Here is a 13,397-nt window from a genome sequence, read left to right on the forward strand (position 1 = left end):
GGTCACTGCTGACTCGGTGTGACGGCGACGTCCCCGACTCCGGGCGTCCGCCGGTGCACCGGCCCGACCAGGACTGAGGACGCACACATGAAGCAGGCCACTCTCAAGGCCGCCGGCACCGCCGCGCTCGGCGTCGCCTTCGCCGCCGTCGCCGCGGGCTCCGCCGCCGCCGCGCCGGCCGCCCCCGGCGGCCTCGGACTGCCGACCGGCGCGCTCACCAACCCCGGCGTGACCGGTGCGGCCACCGGCGCGGTGAGCAAGCTCCCCGGCGGCGACCAGCTCGGCACGGTCACCGGCACCCTCAACCCGGCCGCCGGCGCCCCGGCCCAGGCCCCCGCCGTCGAGCAGGCCCCGCCGGTCGCCGAGCAGACCGGCCCGGGCGGCGCCGACCAGATGCAGGGCGCCCCGGCGCCGTCCGCGCCCGCCGCGGCGGCCAACCGGGTCGGCGGCCTGGACTCCGTCCCCGGCGGCCAGGGCCTGGCCAAGACCCCGGTCGGCGGCGTGGTCGGCACCCTGAGCAGCCTCTCCCCGACCGGCGGCGGCGCCCCCGGCCTGCCCAGCCTGCCGGGCCTGGGCGGCTGACGCACCGGACGCGGACGCACGACAGGGGCCGTTCCCGCTGGGGGGAACGGCCCCTGTCGTGTGCGTGCCGGAGCGCCGGGCCCGCGACGGGCCCTGGCGGCGCGGGCCGGGTCACGGCTCCTGGGGGAGCAGCAGCCACAGCGCCAGGTAGACCAGGAACTGCGGGCCGGGCAGCAGGCAGGACACCAGGAAGATGATCCGGACCGTCCACGGGTCCAGCCCGAAGCGCTGGGCGATCCCGGCGCAGACGCCGGCGATGACGCGACGGTGGCGGGGGCGGGCGAGGGTGCTCATCTTCTCCTCCGTGGGGGTGGGCCCGGTGCGGTCCGTCCGACCGGGCGATGACTCCATCCTGCCGCCGTGACCTGGCCTTTCGCGTCAGCCGCGAAGCCGATCCGGACCCTGGTGCGGTCCCCGGGCGGGAGGACGCCGGACTCGGGGTCGGCTCCGGGGCCACCCTGAGTTTGTGCGGCGGACCACCTAAGGTAATGGGAGGGTAAATAAGAGGGAGGTAAGGCAGGGGCCGGTTCCGGTCACTGGAAGACTCGCGCATCCGATCGTCACAGGAAACGAGAACAGATTCTGATGCGTGCGAACCGGCTGCTGGCCGCCACCGTGCTCTCCGTCCTCGGTGTCACCGGCCTGACGGCCTGTGGTTCCGACGGGACCAAGAAGGGCGACTCCGCGCCCGCTGCCGCCGCCTCCGGTTCGGCCGGCGCCGCCACCTCGAAGCCCGCCGCGGCGGGCGGCGGCCTGGAGGGGCTGTCGGTCGAGCAGATCATGACGAAGATGCGCGCCGCCAACGGGAAGCTCAAGAGCGTCAAGGCCGCCTTCCAGGTGCAGGACGCGGACGGCGACGTCAGCGGTGACGTCGCCTCCGGCTCCACCGGCGACTGCGCCGGCACCATCGGGATCAAGGGCAAGGGCAAGGCGGAGATCCTGCGCACCGGCGGGAAGGTGTGGCTCAAGCCGGACGCCGAGTTCATCAAGGTGGTCGTCCCGGGCGCCAACGCCTCGGTCGCCAACCTGATCGGGGGCAAGTGGCTGACCTCCACCAAGTCCACCGACCTGGCCGACGGCTTCGGCGAGTTCTGCGACATGCCGCTGGGGCTGCTGAAGAAGGCGGGTCTGAACGACGACGGCACGCCGGACAACAGCGGCACCAAGGGCGGCACCAAGAAGGTCGGCGGGGTCGACGCGGTCGTCCTCAAGGTGGAGGGCGAGAAGAGCGGCGACGCGATGGAGGTCGCCGTCGCCAATCAGGGCGAGGCCTACCTGCTCTCGGTGGACAGCGGCGCGACCGGCAGCATGCAGTTCAGCGACTTCGACAAGCCGGTGCAGGCGGCCGCCCCGGCAGCCGACCAGGTCATCGACCTGGACGAGCTCAAGAAGGCCGCGGGCTGATCCCGGTCGGTGCTCAGCTCCGCGGTGCAGCCGGGGAGCCGAGCACCGACAGCGCGGGAGCCGGGGCGGGGCGCGGGCGCGTCCGGTTCCGGTCCTCGGTGCGGCCGGCGGCCGGTGACGGGGTGTCCTCGGCGGCCGGGGCCCCGACGGCTTCGGCCGCCTCTGCGGTCTCGGCGGCCTCGATCCAGCCGGTGGTGGAGCGGCGCCGGTCCAGGGCGCGCAGCGGGGGCATCAGCAGCAGGTGGGCCAGGGCCGCGCCCGCGATGCCGAGCAGGACGTCGTCCACGTCCAGGACGTGGCCGGGCGCCCAGCCCTCCAGGATCTCCAGGGCGGTGCCGAGCAGTGCGGCCGCGCCGGTGGTGCGCAGGAAGGACAGCAGCCAGGAGCGGCGGGGGGAGCCCACGGCGAGCGGCAGCAGCACCCCGATCGGGGCCAACGGCAGCATGCCGGAGCCGAGTTGGCGGGCGGCGGCGGCCGGGCCGAGGGACAGCGCCTGGTGGACCGAGGAGAACGGGCTGAGGTTGGGCGGGCTGGTCCAGGCGACCGGGACGGGGCGCAGGCTCAGCCAGCCGAGCAGCAGCAGGTGCAGGCCGAGCAGCAGCCGGGCCGCCGTCCGCGACCGGTACGGCGCCGCCGCCCCGGCACCGGCCCGCCCGGCCGTCGGTCGGCGGGTCGGGCGGTGGTCGGCGGCCGCGGGGTCGCGGGGTGCGGTGGTGTGCACACTGCGGGGGACGCAGGTTCCGTCCGGCCCGGTTCCCCGCGGCCGTCCGGCGGCCCCGCCGGGTCCTGCGGCCTTCCGCACCGTCGTCGCCCCCGGCTCAGGGGCAGGTGCTGGCGGACGGGGCGACGAACGCGCTGCTGGGGGTGGCCGACGGCGCCGGGGCCGGGGTCCGGCCGGCCGCCGGGGAGGGGCCGGGCGCGGGGGCGGCGGACGGGGAGGCGCTCTCGGGCGCCATCGGGACCAGCACCTCGCCCGGGCAGGCGGTGCGGCTGGCCGGGGCGCCGGCGTCCACCGGCACCTCGGTGGGGCGGATGCCGCAGCCGGTCAGCAGCGCGGGGGCGAGCAGGCCGCCGGCCAGCAGGGCCAGCGCGCGGGACCGGTGGGCCCGGCGGGCGGGACGGGGGCGGGGGGTCATCGGCGGTCCTCCGGCCCGGGGGCGGGCGGCTGGGTGAGCGGCAGGGTGAGGGTGAAGACCGCGCCGACGCCGTCCGGGTTGTTGGCGGCGGTGATGTCGCCGCCGTGGATCCGGGCGTTGGCCTCGGCGATGGACAGGCCCAGGCCGCTGCCCTCGGAGCGGGCCCGGCCCTTGTCGGCCTTGTAGAAGCGGTCGAAGACGTGCGGCAGCACGTCCTCCGGGATGCCGGGGCCGCCGTCGGAGACCGAGACGACGACGGTGTGCGCCTCGTCGTCCTGGCGGACCCTCACCTTCACCGGGGAGCCGCCGTGCTTGAGCGCGTTGCCGATCAGGTTGGCGAACACCACGTCCAGGCGGCGCGGGTCGACCACGGCCAGGATGCCGCGCGGGGCGTCCAGTTCGACCGCGTCGTACCAGGCCCGGCCGTCGATGCAGGACATGATCAGGTCGGCCATGTCGACCTCGTCGGCGACCAGCTTGGCGGTGCCCGCGTCGAACCGGGTCACCTCCATCAGGTTCTCCACCAGGCCGGACAGCCGGCGGGTCTCGGAGACCACGATCCGCACGGCCGGCTCGATCATCGGGTCGAGCGCGTCGGCCTCGTCCTCCAGGATGTCGGTGACGGCGGTCATCGCGGTCAGCGGGGTGCGCAGCTCGTGCGACATGTCGGCGACGAACCGGCGGGACTGCGCCTCGCGCGCGCTCAGCTCCGCGACCTGCTCCGAGAGCGACTCCGCGGTGCGGTTGAACGTCCTTGCCAGCTCGGCGAGTTCGTCGTTGCCCTCGACGTCGAGCCGGGTGTCCAGCTCGCCCTCGCCGAGCCGCCGGGCGGCGTCCCCGAGCCGGCGCACCGGCCGCAGCACGGTCGCCGAGGCGGCCTGGGCGAGCAGCGCCGAGCCGACCAGCGCCAGCAGGGTGGCGATCGCCAGCGAGACGCCCAGGGTGTTCAGGTCGGCCCGCTCGTTCTGCAGCGACTTGAACATGTAGGCGGTCGGCCCGCCCGGCACCACCTTCGTCCCGCCGACCACGTACGGCCCGGCCAGGTTCACCCGCTGCCAGTACAGGTGGTACTGGTACGGGTTGCCGGGGCCGGTCTCGCGCGGCTTGTTCACCGCGGTGACCAGCGCGGCCGGCACCTGCCGCAGCGAGAAGCCGATCGGGTCGGAGGACGCCGTGCAGTCCGGCACCGAGTCGTCGACCACCACCACGTCGTACGCCAGCCCGGAACTGGCCACCTGGACGGCCAGCATCCGCAGGTCCTGGCAGGTCGGGTGCAGCGGCAGCAGCGAGACGTTCCGGGTCAGCGAACCCCGGAAGTCGTTCAGCGCGGTGTCCTGGGCGCGCTTGAGCACCGCGTCGCGGTTCAGCCAGTAGGCGATGCCGGACGCGGAGACGGCGGTGACCAGCGCGACCGCGGCGAACACCGCGATCAGCCGGACCCGCAGTGAACTGAGCCGCCGCCAGGACGCCGAACGGGCGCGGCGCGGCGCGGTCTGATGGTCGGTCAAAAAAGGCTCACCAGTCGGAGGGGGAGAAGGGTCACGCGGGCGGGTCGAGACGGTAGCCGACCCCGCGGACGGTGCGGATCAGCGTCGGCGCGGACGGCACGTCCTCGACCTTCGCCCGCAGCCGCTGCACGCAGGCGTCCACCAGCCGGGAGTCGCCCAGGTAGTCGTGCTCCCACACCAGCCGCAGCAGCTGCTGGCGGGAGAGCGCCTGCCCGGGGCGGCGGCTCAGCTCCAGCAGCAGCCGCAGCTCGGTCGGGGTCAGCTGGAGGTCCTGGCCGTCCTTGGTGACGGTCATCGCCGAACGGTCGATCACCAGGCCGCCGTACGCCGCCGAGTCCGAGCTCTCCCGCTCGCCGCGGCGCAGCACCGCGCGGATCCGGGCGTCCAGCACCCGGGGCTGCACCGGCTTGACCACGTAGTCGTCGGCGCCGGACTCCAGGCCGACCACCACGTCGATGTCGTCGGAACGGGCGGTCAGCAGGATGATCGGCAGCTGGTCGGTGCGGCGGATGCGCCGGCAGACCTCGAAGCCGTCGATGCCGGGCAGCATCACGTCCAGCACGATCAGGTCCGGGCGCTGCTCCTTGAACAGGCGCAGACCGTCCTCGCCGGACGCGGCGGCGGCCACCCAGTGACCCTGGCGGGTGAGGGCGAGCTCGAGGCCGGTGCGAATGGCGTCGTCGTCCTCGATCAGAAGCAGGAAAGACACGGGGGTCATTGTGTCCCACCCGGCCACCGGAAGCACCCACCCGGGTGACTCCCGGCGCACCGGGAACCGGACCGCCCCGCTCCGGCGTCCGCATCCGAGGAGCCCGGGACCGTCACGGGCCGCCCCTCCTTGTGACAGCCCTGTGACAGTCGACGGACACCGCCATGACGAGCGGACGGCAGGATTTTCCTCGTCGCCGCAGAACGGGGCCGGGCCACCGCCCGGAACCGCAGCGGCGCAGAACCGCTCGTACCGACCATGGGGGTGCCCGATGACCGCAACGCTGACGACCCGAAACGCCGGGCCGCGTTCCGCCGTCCTGGGCACCAACCGGACGCGGCACGAGGAGGAGAACGCCGGCAACGTGCTCGTACGGGGGTGCGCGCACAACGCCGGGACCCGCCGCCCGGTCGTGGGGACCAGGAGCGGGGACACCACCCACGGCCGGTTGGGGAACCTGGCCGGGGGCCGGACGCTGCGGGTCGCACCGCAGACCTTCCGGGGTGAGCAGGCCGAACAGGGAGGCGCGCAGGGGGAGCACCCGGCCGCCGCGACGGACGAGGCACGCGACATCGCCGAGTTCACCGCGTACGTGCGCGAGCGCCGCGCCTCCCTGTACGCCACCGCCTACCACCTCACCGGCGACCGCTACGAGGCCGAGGACCTGCTGCAGAGCGCCCTCTTCTCCACCTACCGAGCCTGGGGCCGGATCACCGACAAGGCCGCCGTCGGCGGGTACCTCCGCCGCACCATGACCAACCTGCACATCTCCGCCTGGCGCCGCCGCAAGGTCAACGAGTACCCGACCGAGGAACTCCCCGAGCACGCCGGCGACACCGACGCGATGGGCGGCACCGAACTGCGCGCCGTGCTCTGGCAGGCGCTCGCCAAGCTGCCCGAGAACCAGCGCACCATGCTCGTGCTGCGCTACTACGAGGGCCGCACCGACCCGGAGATCGCCGACATCCTCGGCATCAGCGTCGGCACCGTGAAGAGCTCCATCTGGCGCGCGCTGCGCCGGATGCGCGAGGACGAGCAGCTCAACCGCTCCGGCGACACCGTGCACGCCTTCGGCGAGCTGGTCGCCTGACGACACGCAGGACTCCCGTCGGGGGACGGGCAGTGGGGGAAGGGCGCGGGACGCGGCGGACGGCTCGGGGGAGACGGCCGCGGGGGAAGGTCCCGCACCCGAACGGAACGGGCGGGGCCCCGGTGCGGGGGAAACGGCACCGGGGCCCCGCCCGTCGCGCTGTGCGGGCCGGGTGCGCTCAGACCAGTTCGGCGGGCAGCTGCCGGGCCACCGCGGCGATCCGGCGGCCCGCCTCCACGCCGGAGCAGGCGTAGGAGCCCAGTTCGACCTGCCGGGCCACGATGCCGCGCTCGGCCCGCATCAGGCGCAGGCCCCGGCGGACCAGGTAGGGGACCGACTTGCGGCCCTCCCGGACGTCCCGCCGGAAGCGCCGCCAGGCCGTCGTGGACGGCTTGTTGCGCAGGCACAGGGCGTCGCCGAGCAGGCCCTCGGCGGCGCAGCGGCGGACCAGTTCGGCGGCGAAGATGCCCTCGGCGACGAAGCCGGCCGCGCCGTCCAGCTCCAGCAGGTGGCTGCCGGCCCGGCCGTTGTCCGGGATCGAGTACACCGGGACCTCGGCCCGGCCCTCGAAGGCCAGGGTCCGGATCGCGGCCAGCGCCTGTTCCGCGTGCCAGGAGAGCGGGGAGTCCCAGTCCGTCCCGCCGTCGTCGGGCAGCTGCGGCAGGGACGGGTCGTCGCCGTCCTTGTAGAAGTCGTCCAGCTGCAGCACCGGGAGGCCGCTGCGCTCGGCCAGCGAGGACTTTCCCGACCCCGAGGGGCCCGACAGCAGGATGACGCGGGATATCGGGCGGCGGTTCAGCGGGGTGTCACTCACGGGAAACCAGTCTGAGGCATCACAGGGGCAGCTCGGAACCCGCCGGTCGGCCCCTCCTGCGGACGGGGCGGGTGCGCGGGCATGGGGACGGGCCCGCACCAGGGGGGGGAGAAGTGCGGGCCCGTCACGGCCGCCCGGGCCCCGGGGGGGGTAGGGCACTGAGGACGGCCGGTCTGCGGGGTCGGGCGGGTGGGCTAGATGCCCATCGGGTGCCAGACCGTCTTGGTCTCCAGGAAGGAGAGGAGCCGCCCGGTGCCGGGAGCGGCCGTCCAGTCCTCGGCGGACGGGTCGGCGGCCGGCCGGACCACTCGCTTCAATGTATCCGCCGCCGACGCCTCCAGCGCCGCCGCCGCGCCGGGCCCGTCCGGGTCGATCGCCCCGGCCAGGTCGAGCGCGTTGACGTCCTGGTGCGAGGCCAGCGTCGGGGCGAGGTCCGCGGTGCGGCCGGAGAGCAGGTTGACCACGCCGCCCGGCACGTCCGAGGTGGCCAGCACCTCGCCCAGCGACAGCGCGGGCAGCGGGGCCTGCTCGGCCGCCGCGACCACCACGGTGTTGCCGGTGGCGATCGCCGGGGCGATCACCGAGACCAGGCCCAGCAGCGAGAAGCCGGTGCCGGCCCGCGGCGCCAGGACGCCGACCACGCCGGTCGGCTCCGGGGTGGACAGGTTGAAGAACGGCCCCGCCACCGGGTTGGCGCCGCCCGCGACCTGCGCGACCTTGTCGGTCCAGCCCGCGTACCAGATCCAGCGGTCGATCGCCGCGTCCACCAGCGCCGCCGCCTTCCTGGCGCCCACGCCCTCGGCCGCCGCCACCTCGGCGGCGAACTGCTCCCGGCGGCCCTGCAGCATCTCGGCGACCCGGTACAGCACCTGGCCGCGGTTGTACGCGGTGGTGCCCGACCAGCCCTTCACCGCGGCGCGGGCCGCCAGCACGGCGTCCCGGGCGTCCTTGCGGGTGCCCAGCGGGGCGTTCGCCAGCCACTGGCCCTTGCTGTCGGTCACCTCGTACACCCGCCCGCTCTCCGAGCGCGGGAACTTCCCGCCGACGTACAGCTTGTAGGTCTTGAAGACGTCGATCCGCTGTGCGGTTCCGGACTCAGACATCGAGGTACGCCTCCAGGCCGTGGCGACCGCCCTCGCGGCCGTAACCGGACTCCTTGTACCCGCCGAACGGCGAGGTCGGGTCGAACTTGTTGAAGGTGTTCGCCCACACCACGCCCGCCCGGAGCCGGTTCGCCATCCACAGGATGCGCGAGCCCTTCTCCGTCCAGATGCCCGCGGACAGGCCGTACGGGGTGTTGTTGGCCTTCTCCACCGCCTCGGCGGGGGTGCGGAAGGTCAGCACGGACAGCACCGGGCCGAAGATCTCCTCGCGGGCGATCCGGTGCGCCTGCGAGACGCCGGTGAACAGGGTCGGGCGGAACCAGTAGCCCGCGCCCGGGAGTTCGCACTCCGGGGCCCAGCGCTCGGCGCCCTCCTGCTCGCCCGCCGCGGCCAGCTCGGTGATCCGGGCCAGCTGCTCGGCCGAGTTGATCGCGCCGACGTCGGTGTTCTTGTCCAGCGGGTCGCCGACCCGCAGGGTGCCCATCCGGCGCTTGAGCGCGTCCAGCAGCTCGTCCTGCACCGACTCCTGCACCAGCAGGCGGCTGCCCGCGCAGCACACGTGGCCCTGGTTGAAGAAGATGCCGTTGACGATGCCCTCGACCGCCTGGTCCAGCGGCGCGTCGTCGAAGACGATGTTGGCGGCCTTGCCGCCGAGCTCCAGGCTCAGCTTCTTGCGGGTGCCCGCCAGCTGCTTGGCGATGGCCCGGCCGACCGGGGTCGAGCCGGTGAAGGCGACCTTGTTCACGTCCGGGTGCGCGGTCAGCGCGGCGCCGGTGCGGCCGTCGCCGGTGACGATGTTCACCACGCCCTTCGGCAGGCCCGCCTGGCGGCAGATCTCGGCGAAGCGCAGCGCGGTCAGCGGGGTCGTCTCGGCGGGCTTCAGGACCACCGTGTTGCCGGTGGCCAGCGCCGGAGCGACCTTCCAGGCCAGCATCAGCAGCGGGAAGTTCCACGGGATGACCTGCGCGGCCACGCCCAGCGGGCGCGGGTTCGGGCCGTAGCCGGCGAAGTCGAGCTTGTCGGCCCAGCCCGCGTAGTAGAAGAAGTGCGCGGCGACCAGCGGCAGGTCGACGTCGCGGGTCTCCCGGATCGGCTTGCCGTTGTCGATCGACTCCAGGACGGCCAGCTCGCGCGAGCGCTCCTGGATGATCCGGGCGATCCGGAACAGGTACTTGGCGCGCTCGCTGCCCGGCAGCGCCGACCAGTCGGCGAACGCCTTGCGGGCGGCCGCGACCGCGCGGTCCACGTCCTCCCCGGTGCCCTGGGCGAACTCGGCGAGCACCTGCTCGGTGGCCGGGTTGACGGTCTTCAGCGCCTCCGAGCCGGAGGAGTCGACGAACTCGCCGCCGATGAAGTGGCCGTAGCCGGTGGCGATCTCACCGGCGGCGGCGGGGGACTCGGGGGCCGGGGCGTACTCGAACAGGCTCCCCTTGCGGACGGGCTGCTCGGTCCCGGTCCCGGTCCCGGTCTCGGTCTTCTTGGTCTTCGCCATCGTCCTCAGTCCACCGTCACGTAGTCGGGACCGGAGTACCGGCCGGTGCTCAGCTTCTGGCGCTGCATCAGCAGGTCGTTCAGCAGGCTGGAGGCGCCGAACCGGAACCAGTGCGGGCTCAGCCAGTCGTCGCCCAGGGTCTCGTTCACCATCACCAGGTACTTCATCGCGTCCTTGGTGGTGCGGATGCCGCCGGCCGGCTTCACGCCGATCTGCACGCCGGTCGCCGCGCGGAAGTCCCGCACCGCCTCCAGCATCAGCAGCGTCACCGGCGGGGTCGCGTTCACGGCGACCTTGCCGGTGGAGGTCTTGATGAAGTCCGCGCCGGCGATCATCGCCAGCCAGGACGCCCGGCGGACGTTGTCGTACGTCTGCAGCTCGCCGGTCTCGAAGATCACCTTGAGGTGGGCCGAGGTGCCGTCGGGGCGCTCGCAGGCCGCCTTGACGGCCCCGATCGTCTCGAACACCTCCAGGTAGCGGCCGGAGAGGAACGCACCCCGGTCGATCACCATGTCGATCTCGTCGGCCCCGGCGGCGACCGCCTCCGCGGTGTCGGCCAGCTTGACCGGCAGGCCGGCCCGGCCGGAGGGGAACGCGGTGGCCACCGAGGCGACCTGGACGCCGCTGCCGCGCAGCGCCTCCTTCGCGGTCGCCACCATGTCCGGGTACACGCAGATCGCCGCGACCCGCGGGGTGGAGCGGTCCGACGGGTCGGGGCTGAGGCCCTTCGCGCACAGCGAGCGGACCTTGCCGACCGTGTCCGCGCCCTCCAGCGTGGTCAGGTCGATCATCGAGATGGCGAGGTCGATGGCGAAGGCCTTGGCGGTGGTCTTGATCGACCGCGTGCCGAGGGTGGCCGCCCGCGACTCCAGACCGACCTGATCGACCCCGGGCAGGCCGTGCAGGAAACGGCGCAAGGTGGCCTCGGACGCCGCGACGTCCGCGAGACCGCCGCCCGCGGCGCCGGGGGCGTTGGCTGCAAGAGTGGACATAGTCACCAGAGCAGCATATCTACGCGCGTAGGAAGCCGGTAGGGCGGGGCGGTTTCGAGTCCTGACCGAAATGTGCCCGCCCGCCGGGGCGGAGAGCGCCCGGCCCCGGGCCGGGGACAATGGCGGGATGAGCGGCGGTACGAAGGCGCGGGGGCGGCGGCCCGGGGGCGAGGACACCCGGGGGGCGGTGCTGGCGGCGGCCCGGACGGAGTTCGCGGCGCGCGGCTACCAGAAGGCCAGCATGCGGGCGATCGCCCGGGCGGCGGGGGTGGACGCGGCGCTGCTGCACCACTACTTCGGCAGCAAGGACCGGCTGTTCATGGCGGCGCTGGAGTTCCCGCTCGACCCGCGCACGGTGGTGGAGAGCGTGTTCGCGGGCGACCCGGCGACGGTCGGCGAGCGGGTCGCGGGCTTCGTGCTGGGGCTGTGGGAGCAGCCGCCGGTGCGCGAGCGGCTGCTGGCGCTGGTGCGGACGGCCGCCGCCAGCGAGGAGGTCGCGGCGCTGATGCGCGACTTCATGGTGACCGAACTGGTCGCCCGGGTGGCCGGCCTGCTCGACCTGCCGGACCCGGAACTGCGGGTCGAACTGGTGATGTCGCAGGTCGTCGGCCTGGCGGTGGCCCGCTACGTGATCGCCGTCGAGCCGCTCGCCTCGGCACCCCCGGAGGCGCTGGCCCCACTGCTGGGCCGCACCGTCCAGGGGTACCTCACGGGCTGAGGGGACGTCAGGCGCCGCCGCCGAAGCGCTCGGTCCAGGCGGCCAGGTCCTCGTCGGTGATCTTGGCGAACAGCACCGGCGGGACGGTGAAGCCGGTGCCGGCCGGGACGAGCGACAGCTCCCGGGCCTCGTCGGCCGACACCCAGGTGCGGGTGTCGCCGTCCAGCGCGAAGGACTCCCGGATCGCCTTGGCCGCGGCCGGGATGAACGGCTCGGAGACCACCGAGTAGAGGTGGATCAGGTTGATCGCGGTGCGCAGGGTGCGCGCCGCCGCCTCCGGGTCGGTCTTGATCTCGGTCCACGGCGCGGTGACGTCGAGGTAGGAGTTGCCCGCCGACCACAGCGCGCGCAGCGCCTGGGCGGCCTTGCGGAAGTTCAGCGCGTCGAGCTGGGCCTCGTACTCGGCGAGCAGCTCGGCGATCTGGGTGCCGAGGGCGAGCTCCGCCTCGCCGTTCGCCGCGCCGGCCGGGACCTCGTCGCCGAAGCGCTTGCGGCTGAAGGAGAGCACCCGGTTGACGAAGTTGCCCAGGGTGTCGGCGAGGTCCTTGTTGACGGTCGCCGCGAACAGGTCCCAGGTGAAGCTGGAGTCGTCGGACTCCGGGGCGTTCGCCATCAGGTAGTAGCGCCAGTAGTCGGCCGGCAGCAGTTCGAGCGCGACGTCGGTGAAGATGCCGAGCTTCTGGCTGGTGGAGAACTTCCCGCCGTAGTACGTCAGCCAGTTGAACGCCTTGACGTAGTCGACTTTCTTCCACGGCTTGCGCGAGCCGAGGACGGTGGCCGGGAACATCACGGTGTGGAACGGGACGTTGTCCTTGGCCATGAACTCGGTGTACCGGACGGTGTCGTCCGCCTCGTACCACCAGGAGCGCCAGTCGCCGCCGGTGGCGTCCGCCCACTCCTTGGTGGCGCCGATGTACTCGATCGGGGCGTCGAACCAGACGTAGAACACCTTGCCCTCGGCGGCCAGTTCGGGCCAGGTGTCGGCCGGGACGGGGACGCCCCACTCCAGGTCGCGGGTGATCGCGCGGTCCTGCAGGCCCTCGGTCAGCCACTTGCGGGCGATCGAGGAGGCCAGCACCGGCCAGCTGTCGCCGTTGGCGGCGATCCAGGACTCGACCTCGTCGGTCAGCTTCGACTGGAGCAGGAACAGGTGCTTGGTCTCGCGGACCTCCAGCTCCGAGCTGCCGCTGATCGCCGAGCGCGGCTCCAGCAGGTCGGTCGGGTCGAGGACGCGGGTGCAGTTCTCGCACTGGTCGCCGCGGGCCTTGTCGTAGCCGCAGTGCGGGCAGGTGCCGACGATGTAGCGGTCCGGCAGGAAGCGGCCGTCCGCGATCGAGTAGACCTGGCGGATCGCCCGCTCCTCGATGAAGCCGTTGGCCTGCAGTTCGCGGGCGATCTCCTGGGTGATCTCCCGGTTCTGCGGGGAGGAGGAGCGGCCGAAGTAGTCGAAGGACAGCTGGAAGCCGTCGTAGATCGCCTTCTGCTGCTCGTGCGCCCGGGCGCAGAACTCGGCCACCGGCAGCCCGGCCTCCTGGGCGGCCAGCTCGGCGGGGGTGCCGTGCTCGTCGGTGGCGCAGATGTACAGCACCTCGTGGCCGCGCTGGCGCAGGTACCGGGAGTAGACGTCCGCCGGGAGCATCGACCCGACCATGTTGCCCAGGTGCTTGATCCCGTTGATGTAGGGAAGCGCGCTGGTGATCAACTGCCGAGTCATCTCTTGGATGCTCCCTGCTTCTCCGGCGGGCGCGCCGACGCGCCCGCGGGTGGGTGTCAGAGGACCGGTGCGGGGCCGTCAGAGCAACCGCCCGGCCGCCGCCAATCGTACCGAACCGGCCGGTCCCGGCCGGAC

14 protein-coding genes are annotated in these 13,397 nt (G+C 73.6%); 4 read left to right on the forward strand and 10 right to left on the reverse strand.

Going from position 1 to position 13,397, the window contains the following annotated elements; translation table 11 throughout:
- The first annotated feature begins 87 nt into the window (after positions 1 to 87).
- Complete coding sequence (locus EDD39_RS10940) at positions 88 to 582, forward strand: hypothetical protein (RefSeq protein WP_208765474.1); 495 nt, start codon at positions 88 to 90, stop codon at positions 580 to 582.
- A gap of 111 nt (positions 583 to 693) precedes the next feature.
- On the opposite strand, the gene EDD39_RS10945 is transcribed toward EDD39_RS10940, so the two are convergent.
- On the reverse strand, positions 694 to 876 hold the full coding sequence (locus EDD39_RS10945; protein WP_030905187.1) for a PspC domain-containing protein: 183 nt from the start codon (positions 874 to 876) through the stop codon (positions 694 to 696).
- A gap of 291 nt (positions 877 to 1,167) precedes the next feature.
- On the opposite strand from EDD39_RS10945, the gene EDD39_RS10950 reads away from it, so the two are divergent.
- A complete protein-coding gene (locus tag EDD39_RS10950) occupies positions 1,168 to 1,986 on the forward strand; it encodes a hypothetical protein (protein WP_123555177.1) in 819 nt (272 codons plus the stop codon).
- A 13-nt stretch (positions 1,987 to 1,999) separates the two neighbouring features.
- Here the strand turns inward: EDD39_RS10950 and EDD39_RS10955 are convergent, their stop codons facing one another.
- The 4 genes from EDD39_RS10955 to EDD39_RS10970 form a co-directional block, all read right to left on the reverse strand.
- The gene (locus tag EDD39_RS10955) at positions 2,000 to 2,707 is read right to left on the reverse strand and encodes a VanZ family protein (protein ID WP_162869990.1); all 708 of its coding nucleotides are present in this window, start codon (positions 2,705 to 2,707) and stop codon (positions 2,000 to 2,002) included.
- Between the two features lie 97 nt (positions 2,708 to 2,804).
- On the reverse strand, positions 2,805 to 3,122 hold the full coding sequence (locus EDD39_RS10960; protein ID WP_123555182.1) for a hypothetical protein: 318 nt from the start codon (positions 3,120 to 3,122) through the stop codon (positions 2,805 to 2,807).
- Positions 3,119 to 4,630: a sensor histidine kinase gene (locus tag EDD39_RS10965; protein WP_123555184.1), complete on the reverse strand. Its 1,512-nt coding sequence runs from the start codon at positions 4,628 to 4,630 to the stop codon at positions 3,119 to 3,121. Before EDD39_RS10965 ends, EDD39_RS10960 begins: the two co-directional genes overlap by 4 nt.
- A 31-nt stretch (positions 4,631 to 4,661) precedes the next feature.
- Positions 4,662 to 5,339, reverse strand: coding sequence for a response regulator transcription factor (locus EDD39_RS10970; RefSeq protein ID WP_208765475.1), 678 nt, complete (start codon positions 5,337 to 5,339; stop codon positions 4,662 to 4,664).
- A 283-nt stretch (positions 5,340 to 5,622) separates the two neighbouring features.
- On the opposite strand from EDD39_RS10970, the gene EDD39_RS10975 reads away from it, so the two are divergent.
- On the forward strand, positions 5,623 to 6,429 hold the full coding sequence (locus EDD39_RS10975) for a SigE family RNA polymerase sigma factor (protein ID WP_425269748.1): 807 nt from the start codon (positions 5,623 to 5,625) through the stop codon (positions 6,427 to 6,429).
- Between the two features lie 178 nt (positions 6,430 to 6,607).
- On the opposite strand, the gene EDD39_RS10980 is transcribed toward EDD39_RS10975, so the two are convergent.
- The 4 genes from EDD39_RS10980 to deoC form a co-directional block, all read right to left on the reverse strand.
- The gene (locus EDD39_RS10980) at positions 6,608 to 7,243 is read right to left on the reverse strand and encodes an ATP-binding protein (protein ID WP_030457287.1); all 636 of its coding nucleotides are present in this window, start codon (positions 7,241 to 7,243) and stop codon (positions 6,608 to 6,610) included.
- 194 nt (positions 7,244 to 7,437) lie between these two features.
- Complete coding sequence (locus EDD39_RS10985; RefSeq protein ID WP_123555190.1) at positions 7,438 to 8,346, reverse strand: aldehyde dehydrogenase family protein; 909 nt, start codon at positions 8,344 to 8,346, stop codon at positions 7,438 to 7,440.
- On the reverse strand, positions 8,339 to 9,838 hold the full coding sequence (locus EDD39_RS10990; RefSeq protein ID WP_244256674.1) for an aldehyde dehydrogenase family protein: 1,500 nt from the start codon (positions 9,836 to 9,838) through the stop codon (positions 8,339 to 8,341). The genes EDD39_RS10985 and EDD39_RS10990 overlap by 8 nt, the downstream gene beginning before the upstream one ends.
- Before the next feature lie 5 nt (positions 9,839 to 9,843).
- Positions 9,844 to 10,830, reverse strand: coding sequence for a deoxyribose-phosphate aldolase (deoC, locus tag EDD39_RS10995; protein ID WP_208765476.1), 987 nt, complete (start codon positions 10,828 to 10,830; stop codon positions 9,844 to 9,846).
- Between the two features lie 127 nt (positions 10,831 to 10,957).
- Here deoC and EDD39_RS11000 point away from each other — a divergent pair, with 127 nt between their 5' ends.
- On the forward strand, positions 10,958 to 11,548 hold the full coding sequence (locus tag EDD39_RS11000; protein WP_162869991.1) for a TetR/AcrR family transcriptional regulator: 591 nt from the start codon (positions 10,958 to 10,960) through the stop codon (positions 11,546 to 11,548).
- 7 nt (positions 11,549 to 11,555) lie between these two features.
- On the opposite strand, the gene metG is transcribed toward EDD39_RS11000, so the two are convergent.
- Positions 11,556 to 13,262, reverse strand: coding sequence for a methionine--tRNA ligase (metG, locus tag EDD39_RS11005; RefSeq protein ID WP_123555196.1), 1,707 nt, complete (start codon positions 13,260 to 13,262; stop codon positions 11,556 to 11,558).
- Between the last annotated feature and the right edge of the window lie 135 nt (positions 13,263 to 13,397).

Source organism: Kitasatospora cineracea (assembly GCF_003751605.1).
In the GTDB taxonomy this organism is placed as follows: domain Bacteria; phylum Actinomycetota; class Actinomycetes; order Streptomycetales; family Streptomycetaceae; genus Kitasatospora; species Kitasatospora cineracea.

Excerpts from the sequence above, each read along its gene's own strand:
- EDD39_RS10945 (WP_030905187.1), bottom strand. The coding sequence starts at position 876 with ATGAGCACCCTCGCCCGCCCCCGCCACCGTCGCGTCATCGCCGGCGTC.
- metG (WP_123555196.1), bottom strand. The coding sequence starts at position 13,262 with ATGACTCGGCAGTTGATCACCAGCGCGCTTCCCTACATCAACGGGATC.
- EDD39_RS10960 (WP_123555182.1), bottom strand. The coding sequence starts at position 3,122 with ATGACCCCCCGCCCCCGTCCCGCCCGCCGGGCCCACCGGTCCCGCGCG.
- EDD39_RS11000 (WP_162869991.1), top strand. The coding sequence starts at position 10,958 with ATGAGCGGCGGTACGAAGGCGCGGGGGCGGCGGCCCGGGGGCGAGGAC.
- deoC (WP_208765476.1), bottom strand. The coding sequence starts at position 10,830 with ATGTCCACTCTTGCAGCCAACGCCCCCGGCGCCGCGGGCGGCGGTCTC.
- EDD39_RS10940 (WP_208765474.1), top strand. The coding sequence starts at position 88 with ATGAAGCAGGCCACTCTCAAGGCCGCCGGCACCGCCGCGCTCGGCGTC.
- EDD39_RS10985 (WP_123555190.1), bottom strand. The coding sequence starts at position 8,346 with ATGTCTGAGTCCGGAACCGCACAGCGGATCGACGTCTTCAAGACCTAC.
- EDD39_RS10990 (WP_244256674.1), bottom strand. The coding sequence starts at position 9,838 with ATGGCGAAGACCAAGAAGACCGAGACCGGGACCGGGACCGGGACCGAG.
- EDD39_RS10950 (WP_123555177.1), top strand. The coding sequence starts at position 1,168 with ATGCGTGCGAACCGGCTGCTGGCCGCCACCGTGCTCTCCGTCCTCGGT.